Source organism: Brooklawnia sp. (genome assembly GCF_049651565.1).
Lineage (GTDB): Bacteria > Actinomycetota > Actinomycetes > Propionibacteriales > Propionibacteriaceae > Brooklawnia.
Map to the genome: position 1 here is coordinate 1 of NZ_JBASCI010000214.1, position 15,283 is coordinate 15,283.

General features: G+C 67.9%; 15 protein-coding genes. 9 read left to right on the plus strand and 6 right to left on the minus strand.

Features of this window, described 5'->3' with window-relative positions; all coding sequences use genetic code 11:
- The first annotated feature begins 138 nt into the window (after window positions 1-138).
- From WBL05_RS10005 to WBL05_RS10015, 3 genes are all read left to right on the plus strand, one after another.
- On the plus strand, window positions 139-549 hold the full coding sequence (locus WBL05_RS10005; RefSeq protein WP_424225614.1) for a DUF2752 domain-containing protein: 411 nt from the start codon (window positions 139-141) through the stop codon (window positions 547-549).
- Window positions 550-768: 219 nt separating this feature from the next.
- Complete coding sequence (gene nrdR / locus WBL05_RS10010; protein WP_424225615.1) at window positions 769-1,341, plus strand: transcriptional regulator NrdR; 573 nt, start codon at window positions 769-771, stop codon at window positions 1,339-1,341.
- A gap of 95 nt (window positions 1,342-1,436) precedes the next feature.
- On the plus strand, window positions 1,437-4,286 hold the full coding sequence (locus WBL05_RS10015; protein WP_424225616.1) for a vitamin B12-dependent ribonucleotide reductase: 2,850 nt from the start codon (window positions 1,437-1,439) through the stop codon (window positions 4,284-4,286).
- 88 nt (window positions 4,287-4,374) lie between these two features.
- Here the strand turns inward: WBL05_RS10015 and WBL05_RS10020 are convergent, their stop codons facing one another.
- Window positions 4,375-4,695, minus strand: coding sequence for a GNAT family N-acetyltransferase (locus WBL05_RS10020; protein WP_424225618.1), 321 nt, complete (start codon window positions 4,693-4,695; stop codon window positions 4,375-4,377).
- A gap of 218 nt (window positions 4,696-4,913) precedes the next feature.
- Between WBL05_RS10020 and WBL05_RS10025 the strand changes: the two genes are divergently transcribed.
- From WBL05_RS10025 to WBL05_RS10040, 4 genes are all read left to right on the plus strand, one after another.
- Window positions 4,914-5,246: a TraR/DksA family transcriptional regulator gene (locus WBL05_RS10025; RefSeq protein ID WP_424225619.1), complete on the plus strand. Its 333-nt coding sequence runs from the start codon at window positions 4,914-4,916 to the stop codon at window positions 5,244-5,246.
- 89 nt (window positions 5,247-5,335) lie between these two features.
- Window positions 5,336-6,277, plus strand: a complete 942-nt coding sequence (locus tag WBL05_RS10030; RefSeq protein WP_424225620.1) for an ABC transporter substrate-binding protein — start codon at window positions 5,336-5,338, stop codon at window positions 6,275-6,277.
- A 68-nt stretch (window positions 6,278-6,345) separates the two neighbouring features.
- Window positions 6,346-7,236 (plus strand): amino acid ABC transporter permease, encoded by an 891-nt coding sequence (locus WBL05_RS10035; RefSeq protein WP_424225634.1) that lies wholly within the window; start codon window positions 6,346-6,348, stop codon window positions 7,234-7,236.
- Window positions 7,237-7,265: 29 nt separating this feature from the next.
- Window positions 7,266-8,030 (plus strand): amino acid ABC transporter ATP-binding protein, encoded by a 765-nt coding sequence (locus tag WBL05_RS10040; RefSeq protein WP_424225635.1) that lies wholly within the window; start codon window positions 7,266-7,268, stop codon window positions 8,028-8,030.
- 1 nt (window position 8,031) lies between these two features.
- Here WBL05_RS10040 and WBL05_RS10045 read toward each other — a convergent pair whose 3' ends face one another.
- The 5 genes from WBL05_RS10045 to WBL05_RS10065 form a co-directional block, all read right to left on the minus strand.
- Window positions 8,032-9,648, minus strand: a complete 1,617-nt coding sequence (locus tag WBL05_RS10045; protein ID WP_424225621.1) for a gamma-glutamyltransferase family protein — start codon at window positions 9,646-9,648, stop codon at window positions 8,032-8,034.
- 139 nt (window positions 9,649-9,787) lie between these two features.
- A complete protein-coding gene (locus WBL05_RS10050) occupies window positions 9,788-9,973 on the minus strand; it encodes an antitoxin (RefSeq protein WP_424225623.1) in 186 nt (61 codons plus the stop codon).
- Window positions 9,974-10,123: 150 nt separating this feature from the next.
- Window positions 10,124-10,435: an AzlD domain-containing protein gene (locus WBL05_RS10055; protein WP_424225625.1), complete on the minus strand. Its 312-nt coding sequence runs from the start codon at window positions 10,433-10,435 to the stop codon at window positions 10,124-10,126.
- Complete coding sequence (locus WBL05_RS10060) at window positions 10,432-11,109, minus strand: AzlC family ABC transporter permease (RefSeq protein ID WP_424225627.1); 678 nt, start codon at window positions 11,107-11,109, stop codon at window positions 10,432-10,434. Before WBL05_RS10060 ends, WBL05_RS10055 begins: the two co-directional genes overlap by 4 nt.
- The gene (locus WBL05_RS10065; RefSeq protein ID WP_424225629.1) at window positions 11,106-11,624 is read right to left on the minus strand and encodes a DedA family protein; all 519 of its coding nucleotides are present in this window, start codon (window positions 11,622-11,624) and stop codon (window positions 11,106-11,108) included. Before WBL05_RS10065 ends, WBL05_RS10060 begins: the two co-directional genes overlap by 4 nt.
- 118 nt (window positions 11,625-11,742) lie before the next feature.
- Here WBL05_RS10065 and WBL05_RS10070 point away from each other — a divergent pair, with 118 nt between their 5' ends.
- Both WBL05_RS10070 and WBL05_RS10075 read left to right on the plus strand, forming a co-directional pair.
- Window positions 11,743-12,681, plus strand: coding sequence for an AEC family transporter (locus WBL05_RS10070; RefSeq protein WP_424225630.1), 939 nt, complete (start codon window positions 11,743-11,745; stop codon window positions 12,679-12,681).
- Window positions 12,682-12,749: 68 nt separating this feature from the next.
- Window positions 12,750-15,281, plus strand: a complete 2,532-nt coding sequence (locus tag WBL05_RS10075) for a phosphoketolase family protein (protein ID WP_424225632.1) — start codon at window positions 12,750-12,752, stop codon at window positions 15,279-15,281.
- Window positions 15,282-15,283 lie beyond the last annotated feature (2 nt).

A 15,283-nucleotide genomic window follows, 5' to 3' on the forward strand; every position in this document is an offset into this window, starting at 1 on the left:
CGGACACGTCGAGGCCTTCCGGTCAGGTTGAACAGACGCTTCCGATCCTGAAGGCCTCGACCCCCAACCACCCTCACCCCGCGCTCTGGCGTGTCGCGCTCACCCCCACCTCAAGGTTGAAGAGCCATAATGGGGGGCATGGCCCCAACTGCGGTAGTGCCCGGCACATTCTCGGCTGCCGAGGCGCTGCGCAGGATGGCCGCATTCGGGCTGGCGGGAGCTGGAATCGCCGGTGCGCACCTGGTGTTCGGAGTTGGGCTGCCGTGCCCGCTGTTCACCACCACCGGGGTGCAGTGCCCCCTGTGTGGATCGACTCGTGCTGCTGGCGCGCTGGCGCACGGGGATCTGGCCGCTGCCTGGTCGTACAACGCGCTACTGGTGGTCGGGCTGGCCGTTGCCGCCCTCTGCGCGGTCGCCTGGTTGGTCGAGCTGGCCGGTGGTCCAGCGGTGCGGCCACCGAGGAGGCTGCGCCCCTTGACCCAGAACAGGCTCTACGTTGCGGTTGCGGTGGTTGCGGCGGTGTTCATGGTGGTGCGCAACCTGACCTGACCGACCAGCCGGACCGCAGGACCGCAGTGCAGCCCCGCCGTCCCGAGACCCGAAAGATGATCGAAGTTTCGCCCGTGGTGGCTTGATGCGCGCCCGAATAGGTGTAATCTCATCCTAGATCTAGTAGTTACAACCCTGTGATTTACCCACAGGTTGTGGTTTGGGTCTACAGTCGGTTCCACAGGGCGATCCACAGGGGTCGCGGAGGAGGCTCACGGAATGCACTGCCCATTCTGTCGCCACTGTGACTCCCGCGTGATCGACAGCCGGGTAACCGAGGACGGCGCCAGCATCCGCCGCCGCCGCCAGTGCCCCGCCTGCGACCGACGCTTCACCACCATTGAGCAGACCCAGCTCATCGTGGTCAAACGGTCCGGGGTCAAGGAACCGTTCAGCCGCGACAAGGTGATCGCCGGCGTCCGGAAGGCCTGCAAGGGCCGTCCGGTCAGTGAGACCCAACTGGCCCGCCTCGGCCAGCGGGTCGAGGAAGCCCTGCGCGCGTCCGGGCAGGCGGAGGTGCCGACCGAAGAAGTGGGCGTGGCCATCCTCGGTCCGCTGAGCGAACTCGACCCGGTGGCCTACCTGCGGTTCGCGTCGGTCTACAAGCACTACGACAGCGTCGATGACTTCCTCGACGAGATCGCCCAGATGCAGGCCGGGCCCCGAACCGTCGAGCAGCCGACCGTCGAGCAGCCGGCCGACCCACCCTCCGGCCAGCCGCCACGCGAAGGTCCGGCGAGCACCCAGCAGCCACTCGACGAGCAGGACTGTCAGCCCGCGCTCGTACCCTGATCCGCATCGAGCAGGCCGGCACCAACACCCGCAGATCCAGCAGTTCCGCCACGCACAACTCATCATCCAGGCACCGACACAACCAGGAGAGCACCGTGACCGATACGACTTACGACCACAAGCCCGATATCGAGCGCAACAGTGGACGGGGCATGACCATCGAGCGAGTCTTCACCTGCGAGGGCGTGCACCCCTACGATGAGGTCACCTGGGAGAAGCGCGATGTGGTGCAGACCAACTGGAAGACCGGCGAGACCGTCTTCGAGCAGCACGGCGTCGAGTTCCCGAGCTTCTGGAGCCTCAACGCGTCCACCATCGTCACCTCCAAGTACTTCCGCGGTGCACTGGGCACCCCGCAGCGTGAGGCGAGCCTGCGCACCCTGATCGATCGGGTGGTGGGCAAGTACCGGCAGACCGGTCTGGAGGGCGGCTACTTCGCCTCCGAGCGCGACGCCGACGTCTTCGCCGAGGAGCTGACCTGGCTGCTGTTGAACCAGCACTTCAGCTTCAACTCCCCGGTCTGGTTCAACGTCGGCACCGACGCCCCGCAGCAGGTGAGCGCCTGCTTCATCCTGTCGGTCGACGACTCGATGGAGTCGATCCTGAACTGGTACCGCGAGGAGGGCATGATCTTCAAGGGCGGCTCCGGTGCCGGGCTGAACCTGTCGAAGATCCGCTCCTCGAAGGAGCTGCTGCGCAGCTCGGGCGGCACGGCGTCCGGTCCGGTCAGCTTCATGCGCGGCGCGGACGCCTCGGCGGGCACCATCAAGTCGGGCGGCGCGACCAGGCGCGCGGCCAAGATGGTGGTGCTGGACGTCGACCACCCCGACATCGAGGAGTTCGTCGAGACCAAGGCCCGCGAGGAGGAGAAGATCCGGGCGCTGCGCGACGCCGGCTTCGACATGGACCTCGGCGGCAAGGACATCACATCGGTGCAGTACCAGAACGCCAACAACTCGGTGCGGGTCAGCGACGAGTTCATGCAGGCGGTCGTCGACGGCGAGAAGTTCGGGCTGCGGGCGCGGATGACCGGTGAGGTGATCGAGCGGATAGACGCCCGTGACCTGTTCAACAAGATCTCCGAGGCTGCGTGGGCCTGCGCCGATCCCGGCCTGCAGTACGACGACACCATCAACGACTGGCACACCAACCCCGAGTCGGGCCGGATCACCGCGTCCAACCCGTGCTCGGAGTACATGAGCCTGGACAACTCGTCGTGCAACCTGGCCAGCCTGAACCTGCTCAAGTTCCTGCGCGACGACGACAGCTTCGACGTGCAGCGGTTCGTCAAGGCGGTCGAGTTCATCATCACCGCGATGGACATCTCGATCACCTTCGCCGACTTCCCGACCGAGTCGATCACCCAGACCACCCGCGACTACCGGCAGCTCGGCATCGGGTACGCCAACCTGGGCGCGCTGCTGATGGCCCTGGGCAAGGGTTACGACTCAGAGGGCGGACGCGCGCTGGCCGCCGCGATCACCTCGCTGATGACGGCCGCCGCCTACCGGCGCAGCGCCGAACTCGCCGCAGTGGTCGGCCCCTACGCCGGCTATGCCCGCAACGCCGACGCGCACCAGCGGGTGATGCGCAAGCACCAGGCAGCCAACGACAACCTGCGCACCCTGAACGTGGTCGATACCGAGGTTCGGCGGGCGGCGGCCGAGGAGTGGCAGCAGGTGGTGGCGCTCGGTGAGCACAGTGGTTTCCGCAACGCCCAGGCGTCCCTGCTGGCCCCGACCGGAACCATCGGCTTCATGATGGACTGCGACACCACCGGCATCGAACCCGACTTCTCACTGGTCAAGTTCAAGAAGCTGGTCGGTGGCGGCTCGATGCAGATCGTCAACCACACCGTGCCGACGGCGCTGAAGAACCTGGGCTACCAGCCCGAGCAGGTTGAGGCGATCATCGGTCACATCAAGGAACACGGCAACGTGGTGGACGCGCCGGGACTCAAGCCGCAGCACTATGAGGTCTTCGACACCGCCATGGGAGTGCGGGCCATCAAGCCGATGGGACACGTCCGGATGATGGCTGCGGTGCAGCCATTCCTGTCCGGTGCGATCAGCAAGACCGTGAACCTGCCCGAATCGGCGACCGTCGAGGACATCGCGCACGTCTACATGGAAGGCTGGCGACTCGGCCTGAAGGCGATCGCGGTCTACCGTGACAACTGCAAGGTCGGGCAGCCGCTGTCGGCGGCGAAGACCAAGGCCGAGAAGGCGAAGACCGAGGCGCCGGCACCCGAGGTGCGGATCGAGTACCGGCCGCGCCGCCAGCGGCTGCCGAAGTCCCGGTCGGGACGCACCACCAGCTTCTCGGTGGGCGGCGCGGAGGGTTACATGACTTCGGGCGCCTACGATGACGGACGGCTGGGCGAGGTCTTCCTGAAGCTCGGCAAGCAGGGCTCGACCTTGTCGGGGGTAATGGACGCGTTCTCGATCGCCGTGTCGATCGGTCTGCAGTACGGCGTCCCGCTGGAGAGCTTTGTGCAGAAGTTCACCAACCTGAAGTTCGAACCGGCCGGCATGACCGACGACCCGGACATCCGGATCGCCCAGTCGATCATGGACTACATCTTCCGCAGGCTGGCATTGGACTACCTGACCTTCGACGAGCGCTCAGAGTTGGGCATCTTCACCGCCGCCGAGCGGGCCCGCTACGTCGAGACCGGCAGCTACCTGTCGGAGGAGGACGAGGCCCAGATGCCGGAATCCCAGCAGCTGCGCAACGACCCGGGCGATGACCTCCGGGTCGACCAGGCCGGGCCGGTCCAGCCGAGCCTGATCGAGGCCCGGCCGCAGACCACCAGCGAACTGCTGGAGGCCATCACGGGGCTGGCGGTGGACGCCCCGCTCTGCATGACCTGCGGGACGAAGATGCGGCCCTCCGGTAGCTGCTACGTGTGCGAGGGCTGCGGCTCGACCAGCGGTTGCAGCTGACCCCATCAAGAAGCAGAGCAGCACGGGCCGGGGAGTGATCCCCGGCCCGTCGGCGGTTTCGGGTGCGCGATACGCGGTGCGGCTGAGACTACCGGGCGGCGTTGACCGCCAGGTCCAGGTAGTCGGGGTGCTTCTGCAGCCAGTGCTTCACGTATGGACACAGCGCCAGCACCTTGCGATCGCCGTCGTCACGCACTTCGTCCATGGCGTGCCTGACCAGCCGGGAGGCCAGACCGCGGCCCTCGAACTCAGGGAATACCTCGGTGTGGGTGAAGGTGATCAGGCCGTCGTTGAGCATGTAATCGGCGATGCCGACCAGTTCGTCGTCCTGGCGGATCTCGTAGCGGTTCTGCTCGCGATTGTTGCTGATGTCGACCTGTGCGGCCTCTGCCACCTTTTCGCTCGTCATGGGGTCCAGCCTAGGCAACCCGCCCAATGCCGCCCCCAACTCGCCGGGTGACGGCGTCGGGGCGCTCAGTCTGAAGGCGTAGGCCCGGCACCGGGGCCTGCGGCGGCACTGGTCGTGGTGTGCCGGCCGGCGGGATCGCCCTGGTGCTTGCGTAGGATCGGGCAGCGTACTTGCTGTCCGGAACTCCGCATTGGTGCAGCGTGGGCCACAATGGCCGGATGGAACCTGCCGACCGTGCCGAACTGATCTCCGAGCTGGACGCCAAGGCGGCCGGCCTGCGCCAACGGCTGGCCGAACTGACCCGGCCGGTCGATTCGGGAGCCACCATCGGGTTCGGCAAGCGGATCGGCGACGGCACCACCCAGGCCATCCAGCAGATGACCGACGCGTCCTCAGCCCAGCAGTTGAGCGGGCTGCTGGACGAGGTGCTGCGCGCCCGCGCCAAGGTCGACGATGGCAGCTACGGCCGCTGTGATGTCTGCGGTGAGCCGATCGGCGATGAACGGCTGGAGTTCCGGCCCTGGTCAACCGCCTGCGTGCGGCACGCCTGAGTCCCGGCGCCCACCCAGTGGGGCCTTGCGCTCGCTGTCAGCGGGCTGCAATACACTTTGGGCTTGCACAGAACCTGAGAGGAATCCTCATGCGCCGAATCCTGGCTGCGGGCCTGCTGGCCGCGCTCACCCTGACCGCTTGTGGAGGTGGATCCGCCACCACCGAGCCCGCTGACTCACCGGCCGGCTCGCCGGCTGCGTCCGGTGCGGCCGCCGGCAACGCCGACCGCAGCTACGATGTCTCCGGCATCCAGCAGGTGGACGAGATCGCGGCCCTGCTCCCGGCAGCCGTCGCCGACAAGGGCACCCTGGTGGTGGGCGCTGCCATCGACTACCCGCCCGCCGAATTCCGCGCCGAAGACCTGCAGACCGCGATCGGCTACGACGTCGACATGAGCAAGGCTCTGGGTCGGGTGCTCGGCCTGGAGACCGAGACCAGCGCCGCGGAGTTCGCCTCCCTGCTGCCTGGCATCGGCACCAAGTACGACGTCGGCATCTCCTCGTTCACCATCACCGAGGAGCGGATGGCCAGCTACAACATGATCTCCTACATCACGGTGGGCTCGTCGTACGCGGTGCGGTCGGGCAACCCGGAGGGCTTCGACCCCGACAACATCTGCGGCCAGACCATCGGCGTCCAGACCGGCACCTGGCAGGAGGAAGACCTCGCCGCCAAGTCGGAGCAGTGTGTCGCCGACGGCAACGAGGCCATCGACGTGCTGAGCTACGGCACCCAGTCCGACGTGACCACCAACGTGATCGGCGGCAAGGCGATCGCCTACTACGCCGACTCGACCGTCGCCGACTACGCGTCCGCCCAGACAGGCGGGCAGATGGAGGTCATCGGTGGCGTGCTGGACGCCGCCCCGCAGGGCATCGTCGTCGCCCAGGCAGACGCCGAACTAACCGAGGCCGTGCAGGCAGCCATGCAGTACCTGATGGACGAGGGTATCTGGACCGAGATCCTGACCTCCTGGGGTGTGGATCCGGACGCCGCCCTCAACACCGCCGAACTGAACCCCGAGGTCTAGTCCTGGTGACAGCAGAGCCCACACCCGACCTCATCAGGGCCAGACCGGTACCCCGGCCGGGGGTCTGGATGGGCGCGGTCGTCGTCGCCGTGCTCGGACTGGGTCTGGTCGACTCACTGATCAGCAACCCGGAATACCGCTGGCAGACGGTAGGGGAGTACCTCTTCGACCCCAGGGTGATCTCGGGGGTGGGCTGGACGCTGCTGCTGACGGCCGGGGCGATGCTGATCGGCATCGCGCTGGCCCTGACCATCGCGATCATGCGGATGGGCACTAACCCGATCCTGCGTGGGGTGGCCTGGGTCTACATCTGGTTCTTCCGCGGCACCCCCGTCTACACCCAGTTGGTGTTCTGGGGCCTGATCACGATCCTGTACCGGCGGATCACCGTCGGCATCCCGTTCACCAACGTCACGTTCTTCTCCGTCGACTCCGAAATGATCTTCACCGCGCTGGTGGCGGCGCTGCTCGGGCTGGGGTTGAACGAGGGCGCCTACCTGTCCGAGATCGTCCGGGCCGGTCTGAACTCGGTCGACAAGGGGCAGTGGGAGGCGGCGACCGCGCTCGGCATGAAGCGGGGCACGGTGCTGCGGCGGATCATCATCCCGCAGGCCATGCGGGTGATCGTGCCGCCCACCGGCAACGAGACGATCTCGATGCTGAAGACCACCTCGCTGGTGCTGGCGGTGCCGTTCATGCTCGAACTCACCTTCGTCACCAACGCCATCGGCAACCTCACCTTCCTGCCGGTGCCGCTGCTGATCGTGGCGGCCATCTGGTACCTGTTCATCACCTCGATCCTGATGGTCGGGCAGCGTTACCTGGAGGCCTACTACGGCCGCGGCTTCGACGGCGAAAAGCCGTCCGGACGCCGGATGCGCGGCATGTCGCGACGCCAGCAGGCGATCCTGGCAGCCGGCACAGTCCAGGCCGACCCGAACCTGGACGTGACACCATGAGCGCCGAAACCCGCGATCGTGCCCAGCCGATGGTGGAGGTCCGCGCCGTTCACAAGTTCTTCGGAGACCTCCACGTGCTGAAGGGCATCGACCTGGTGGTGCCGCGCGGCGAGGTCTGCGTGGTGCTCGGGCCGTCCGGCTCGGGCAAGTCCACCCTGATCCGCTGCATCAACGAGATGGAGCAGATCAGCGCCGGTCGGCTCTACGTCGACGGTGAGCTGATGGGTCTGCGCGAAGAGGTCAGGAACGGCGAGGTGGTGCTGCACCGTCGTACCGACTCCGATATCTCCCGGCAGCGCTCCAGGATCGGCATGGTCTTCCAGCGGTTCAACCTGTTCCCGCACATGACCGCGCTGCAGAACGTCATGGAGGCGCCACGGCAGGTCAAGGGCATGTCGAAAGCGGACGCCGAACGCCGCGCCCGCAGCCAGCTCGACCGGGTCGGCATGAGCGACCGGGCCGGCCACTACCCGGCGCAACTGTCCGGCGGGCAGCAGCAGCGGGTGGCGATCGCCCGGGCTCTGGCGATGGACCCGGAACTGATGCTCTTCGACGAGCCGACCTCGGCGCTCGACCCCGAACTGGTCGGGGAGGTGCTCGGCGTCATGCGCGAACTGGCCGACAGCGGCATGACCATGATTGTGGTCACCCACGAGGTCGGCTTCGCCCGCGAGGTTGCCGACCAGGTGGTCTTCATGGACGACGGCGTGGTGGTCGAACGGGGCACCGCCGAACAGGTGATCAACAACCCGCAGCAGGCCCGCACCAGGGACTTCTTCGGCAAGGTCCTGTAGCTCACCAGCCCATCGCGCAGCCGTCGGCGCGCGGTTCGCTGCCGACGACGTAGCCGTCCTCGAGCCGCCAGATAGCCTGGCCGCGCCCGAACACCCACGGCTGGTGGCCGTAGCCGACCTGGTGCCCGCGTGCCACCAGTCCGTCGGCGATATCGGTCGGGACGCTCGGCTCCAGCAGCACCTCGCGGCCCTGCTGCCAGAACCACCGGCTGCGTCCCAGCGCGGTCTGCGGGTCGTCGTGCTGGTCGAGGGTGTGGCTGACCACCTGGACGTGCCCCTGCGGCTGCATGTGCGCGCCCATCACCCCGAACGGTCCGATCGGCGTACCGGCATGGCTGAGGAAGCCGGGGATGATGGTGTGGAATGGTCGCTTGCCCGGTGCCAGCTCGTTGGGGTGACCGGGCTGCAGGCTGAACGCGGTGCCGCGGTTCTGCAGCGCGATCCCGGTGCCGGGCACCACGATGTGTGAGCCGAAGTGGTCGTAGTTCGACTGGATCAGGCTGACCAGCTGGCCGTCGCCGTCGGCCGCCACCAGCAGGACGGTGTTCGAACCCGTCGGCCGGCCAGGTCGGGGCAGGCCCGCCTGACGGCCGATCAGCGCCCGCCGGCTCGCCAGGTACCCCTCCTCGAGCAGCCCGTTGACCGGCACCTCAGCCATCTCAGGATCTGCGACGAAGGCGTGTACATCGCTGAACGCCAGCTTCATCGCCTCGACCTGGACGTGCCACCACTCGACATCGGCGGGGTCGGGGGCGACGTCGACGCCGCCCAGGATGCCGAGCGCCAGCAACGTGGCCAGGCCCTGCCCGTTGGGCGGGATCTCCCACACCTGGTGGTCGCGGTAGGACGCCGAGATCGGCGCCACCCAACTCGACCGGTGGCCGGCCAGGTCGTCCAGCGTCAGGTAGCCGCCGGTTGCCTCGGCGTGCCTCACCAGTTGCTCGGCGAGGCGTCCTTCGTAGAGGTCACGGCCGCCGGACGCCCCAAGGGCGCGCAGCGTGGACGCCTGGGCGGGGTTGAGCCACAGGTCACCCACTTGCGGCGGGCGGCCGTCGTCGGTGAAGGTGGGCCACCAGTCGGCGTGCGCCGCATCGTCCAGGGCGGGCTGCACCTGGCCGGCGCTGCGCCGCCAGGCGGCCGCGATCATCGGCGAGACCAGGAAGCCGTCCTCGGCATACTGGGCGGCCGGTTCCAGCAGGTCGGCGAAGTCCAGGCGTCCGAACCGGGCGTGCAGGTCGGCCCACGCCTGCACCGCGCCGGGAACCGTCACCGACTCCCAGCCGCGGTGTGGGACGGCCGACAGGCCACGGTCGCGCAGTTGTGCGGCGTCGAGCCGGGCGGGGGAGCGGCCCGACCCGTTCAGACCATGTAGCTGGCCGTCGTCCCAGACCAGGGCGAAGGCGTCGGAACCGAGTCCGTTCGAACAGGGTTCCACCACGGTCAGGCAGGCGGCGGTGGCGATCGCCGCGTCCACCGCGGAGCCGCCTGCCAGCAGGATGCGCAGTCCGGCTGCTGCCGCCAGTGGCTGACTGGTGGCCACCGCCCCGTTGCGGACCAGGAGGGGACGCCGGCGTCCCGGATCGTCCAATGCTGACAGATCGGGCTTCAACTGGACCATGCCTGCACCATATAGCCGGGTGCGGGGCCGGCCGCAGGAGGGTCGGCGCGCGGTGGGCCTGGGCGAAACTGGGGGCCGGTCCCCTTGACCGACCCCCAGCTGGCTTGTCTTGACGGCGAGGCCGCCTTCGCGTTACGCCTCAGCCCTGACGGCGAGGCTCCGATTCACCGATCTTGTCCTTGAGGAAGTCCTGAGCCTGGTCGACGCGATCTGCGTGCTCGCTGCCGATCTTCCGGTCAACGAGGTCTGCGACCTTGTCGATGCCCTGCTCCACTTGGTCCTCGTGGGAATCAGCGGCGGCCTTCAGGTCGTCCAAGCGCCCCATTCGAACCTCCTTTCTCTCGGCAAGTGCCGGCGGCTGCTCGACACTGAAGCCAGCCTAGGAGCCCCTTCCGGCGGGCACAAGGGTTGTCCAACAGTGGCTCTCAGACCTGCCAGCGCCGACGCAAAGCACCTTGTCATGCAGGACCAGCGGCTAAGGCAGGCCAAGCAGGCGGCCGGCCGCGGCGGCCACCGCGCCGATGATCACCACCAGCAGGAAGGGGGCCCGGCGCCACAGCGCGACCCCCGCCGCCAGCAGCGCCAGCGCCCTGGCGTCCAGCGTCAAGGCCTGCCTCGACGCGAACGCGTTGGTGGCCACCAGAGCAGCGAGCAGGCCGATCGTCATCGCCCGGCTGGCCCGCTGGAAGCCGGCGGATTCCAGCAGCGAGTGCGGCACCAGGTAACCGGCGAACTTGGTGCCGAAGGCGACCAGGCACGCCGCCAGGATCCAGGCCCACAGGGTCATGGCGCCCCCTCCCGAACCGGTTGCGGCCGCAGTTGGAGCAGCACCGCCACCAGACCGGCCAACAGCAGCGGGATACCGGGCGGTACCAGTGGCACCGCGACGACCGTGACCAGCGCGCACAGCACCGCCAGCGCCGCGGCGTCCCGATCGCGCAGCCGCGGCCAGAGCAGACCCAGAAGCGCGGCTACCGCGGCGCCGTCCAGTCCCCAGGCCCGTGGGTCACCCAGCGTGTCGCCCAGCCAGGCGCCGACGAAGGTGAACAGGTTCCACAACGTGAACACCCCGACTCCGGCCGTCCAGAACCCGCGGCGGCGCTCGCGTTCGTCGTCCCAGATCATCGAGGTGGCGAATGACTCGTCGATCGACAGGTGCGCCATCAGCGGTCGCATTACACCCTTGGGCGCGAAGACCGAGTTCAGTTGCGCTCCGTAGACAGCGTTGCGAATGCCCAGCAGGCCGGCCGCGACCAACGCCGCGGCCCCGCCCCCGCCCAGGGTGCCGATGAATGCGAACTGGGACCCGCCGGTGAACATCAGCGCACTCAGCGCCTGGGTCTGCAGCCGGTCCAGACCGGCAGCCACCGCCAAGGCACCGAATGAGATCCCGTACAGCCCGGTGGCGACCGAGATCGACAGCCCCATCCGGACGGCTGGACTGGTGATCAACTGCCTCACTTGGTCATTGACTCATCCGAGGCGAGGAGCTCGGCGGCGGCGGTTGCCTCGCGGGTGCGGATGCGGTGCCGCAGGGCGAGTCCGACCAGCGTCGCCACCGTCACCACGGTGCCGCCGATGGCCAGCAGCGGGGAGAACTCGTACAGCATCATCCACGACTCGAAACCGACGAAGCCGACCGTGCCGTAGAGAAGCGACCACATGGCCGAGCCCACCACCAGCGCCGGCAGGAACCGGTTCAGCGGCATCCGCAGCCCGCCGGCCGAAAGCAGGATCAGGGTCTGCAGGCCGACGGTGAGGAAGCAAAGCGCGACCACGGGTGCGCCGTAACCGGCCACCAGTTGCATTGCCCGCTGGTGCCGCTCGCCTTGTGCACGAGCCGCCCAGCGGGTGTGCGACATGCCGGCGATCAGGCCTCGACCGGCGGCGTAGGTCGCGCCGGCCCGGATGAAGACGATGCAGAACAGGGCTGCATGTACGACCAGCTTGGGGGCATCCCAGGCCAATGGATTCACTGCGCCTCCTCTGGTTGACCGGTCCACCCTACCCGGGCGATCGCGATCGGCCACATCTCGATGCCCGCCCGTCCCGCCTGCCGGGACCGCGGCGCGGTGGGCAATAGGCTTGGCGCCCATGGGTGACGTGCTGTCCGGCTTCTTCACCATCTGGTTCGTGATCGGCATCGGCTGGCTGATGGCGCACCTCAAGGTGCTGGACCACACCGCCCAGGGCGTGCTGTCGAAGGTCTCGTTCTACGTCGGCCTGCCGGCGCTGCTGTTCAGCGCCCTGCGGGTGGCCGAACTTGAGCGCATCTTCTCGCTGAACGTCATCGTGTCTGCGCTGGCAATCTTCATCACGCTGGGTGTCTACCTGGTGTTGGCGTCGACTCTGTGGAAGCGGGACTGGGGACACCGGGTGATCGGCGGCTTCTGCTCCTGCTACGTCAACGCCAACAACATGGGATTGCCGATCGCGGCCTACGTGCTGCAGGACACCAGCTGGGTGGCGCCGATCCTGTTGATCCAGGTGATCTTCCTGCAGCCGGTGGGGCTGAGCATCCTGGACGCGCTGGTCGCCCGCCGGCACGGGCAGACGACCTCGTGGTGGTACAACGTGTCGCTGCCGCTGCGCAACCCGATGACGTTGGGGGTGGCGGCCGGCCTGGTGGCCAACCTGCTCGAGCTGCCGCTGCCCGGCCTGCTGCTGGGCACCATCGACCTGGTGGCCGGCATCTCGGTGCCGGCGATGCTGGTCGCCTTCGGGATCTCGCTGCGCACCGGCCCACTACCCGGCCGCGGCAACGTCGCAGAGACGATCTCGGTCAGTGCGCTGAAGGTGATCTTCCAGCCGCTGGTCGGGTTCCTGCTGGCCCGGTTCGTCTTCGGGCTCGACCCGGTCACCACACTCGCGGTAACCGTGATGGCCGGGTTGCCCACCGCCCAGAACGTCTTCGTCTTCGCGATGCGCGGCGACCAGTCGGTGCAGCTGGCCAGGGACGTGATCTTCATCACCTCGCTGGCGTCCATCCCCGCCGTGACGGCCATGGCCGCGGTGGTCAACGCGGCCTTCTGAACCCCAATCCGACTGAGAATTGCACCTAATCGCGTACCGCGAGGCGCCGAGTGGCTAGCGTCTCACTCATGACTACGGTTCCCGCCTTGACCAGGGAAGAACTCGCTAGCGTTGACGCGTGGTGGCGCGCCGCCAACTACCTCGTCGTCGGCCAGATCTACCTGCAGGACAACCCGCTGCTGAAACGACCCCTCAGCCCCGACGACATCAAGCCACGCCTGCTGGGCCACTGGGGAACCAGTACCGGACTGAGCTTCATCTACACCCACCTCAACCGCCTGATCCGGCACACCGGCCAGGACGTCCTCTACATCGCCGGCCCCGGCCACGGCGGCCCCGCCCTGGTGGCGGCCGGGTACCTGGAGGGCTACTACAGCGACGTCTTCCCCAACGTCCCGCAGGACGCCGGCGGTCTGCGGAAGCTGTTCCGCCAGTTCAGTGCCCCCGGCGGCATCCCGAGCCACGCCTCGGTGACCACTCCGGGTTCGATCCACGAGGGCGGCGAGCTCGGCTACGCCCTGTCGCACGCCTTCGGGGCGGCGTTCGACAACCCCGATCTGCTGGTCGCCGCGGTCGTCGGTGACGGCGAGGCCGAGACCGGCCCGCTGGAGGGCGGCTGGAAGGGCGTCAGCTTCCTCAACCCCGTTCATGATGGCGCGGTGCTGCCCATCCTCAACCTCAACGGCGCGAAGATCGCCAGCCCCACCGTGCTGGCCCGCAAGGACCCCGACGAGGTCACCTCGCTGCTGGAGGGCCACGGCTACGAGGTGGTCTGGGTCGAGGGCATGGACCTGCCGTGGATGCACGAGCGGTTCGCCGACGCGCTTGCCTACTGCTACGGCCGGATCAAGGCGATCCAGAACCATGCCCGATCCGGCGACTGGGACGGCGAGCGGCCCACCTGGCCGATGATCGTGCTGCGCACCCCCAAGGGCTGGACCGGTCCGCACACGGTCGACGGCGAGGTGATGGAGGGCACCTGGCGCTCCCACCAGGTGCCGCTGTCCGGGGTCAAGTCCGACCCCGATCACCTGGCGCTGCTCGAGGAGTGGATGCGGTCCTATGGCATCGACAAGCTGTTCAACGACGACGGCACCCTAACCGAGCTGGTGCTGGCCAACAACCCCGCCGGCGACAAGCGGATGTCGGCGTCCCCGTACGCCAACGGCGGCCGGCTGACGGTCGACCTCGACCTGCCCGACTACCGCGACTACGGAGTCGAGGTGACCGCGGAGAACCGGGCCACCGAGCGGATCGAGTCGACGCGCAAGCTGGGCGAGCTGATGCGCGACATCTACCTCACCAACCCGGGCAACTTCCGGCTGTTCTGCCCGGACGAGACCAACTCCAACCGGTTGGGCGCGGTCTTCGAGGCGTCCGACCGCACCTTTATGGAGCGCATCGACATCACCGACGAGAAGATCGGCCCCGACGGCCGGGTGATGGAGGTGCTGTCCGAGCACAACTGCCACGGCTGGCTCGACGGTTACACCCTGACCGGACGCCACGGCCTGTACGCCTCCTACGAGGCGTTCGGCATGGTGTCGGCGTCGATGACGATGCAGCAGGCGAAGTGGCTGCAGGAGGCCAATCATCTGAGTTGGCGGGCCAAGGTGCCCAGCACCAACATCTTCCTCAGCTCGACCTGCTGGCGCAACGACCACAACGGGTTCTCCCACCAGTCGCCGGAGCTGCTGCAGCTGGTGCTGAACCTGCGCGGCGACGTCGCCCGGATCTACCTGCCGCCGGATGCCAACTCGCTGGTCGAGGTCGCCGATCACTGCTTCAAGTCGAAGAACTACATCAACCTGATCATCCAGGACAAGCAGCCGCAGCCACAGTGGATGAGCATGGACGAGGCCATCGAGCACTGCACCCGCGGCTACGGCATCTGGGAGTGGGCCGGCACCGAGGGACTCGGCGACGAGAAGCCCGACATCGTGGTGGCCTGCGCCGGTGACGTGGTGACGATGGAGGCGGTCGCCGCTGCCGAGATCGTCAAGACCGTGCTGCCCGACCTGAAGATCAGGTTCGTGAACGTGGTCGACCTGATGACGCTGTACCGGCCGAAGGACCACCCGCACGGGATGAGCGTGAAGCAGTTCGCCGACACCTTCACCGAGGACGTCGACGTGGTCTTCGCCTTCCACGGCTACCCCGGGGCCATCCACCAGTTGGTGCACGGCCGCCCGGACGCCGACCGGTTCCGCGCCCGCGGTTTCCGCGAGCAGGGCACCACCACCACGCCGTTCGACATGGTGGTCCGCAACGAGGTCGACCGCTACCACCTGGTGATGGACATCCTCAACAATGCCGGGCAGGTTCCCGCCGGCGGCATCGAGCTGTACCAGTGGTGCACCGACCAGTTGCTGCGGCACGAGGAGTACATCGTCGAGAACCTCGAGGACATGCCCGAGGTGCGGCTGTGGGAGCTTGGCCAGTTCACCAGGCCAGACTTCTCTGCCCGCCGGCACCACACCGAGGCGCACGTGCCGCGTCCGCCGTTGCCCGAGCGGGACGCCGCCTACGCAGGCACCGGTGACCAGGACGTGTTGGCTGCCGAGCAGCCCTCCGACCAGACCCCCGGCGAGAATCAGTGATC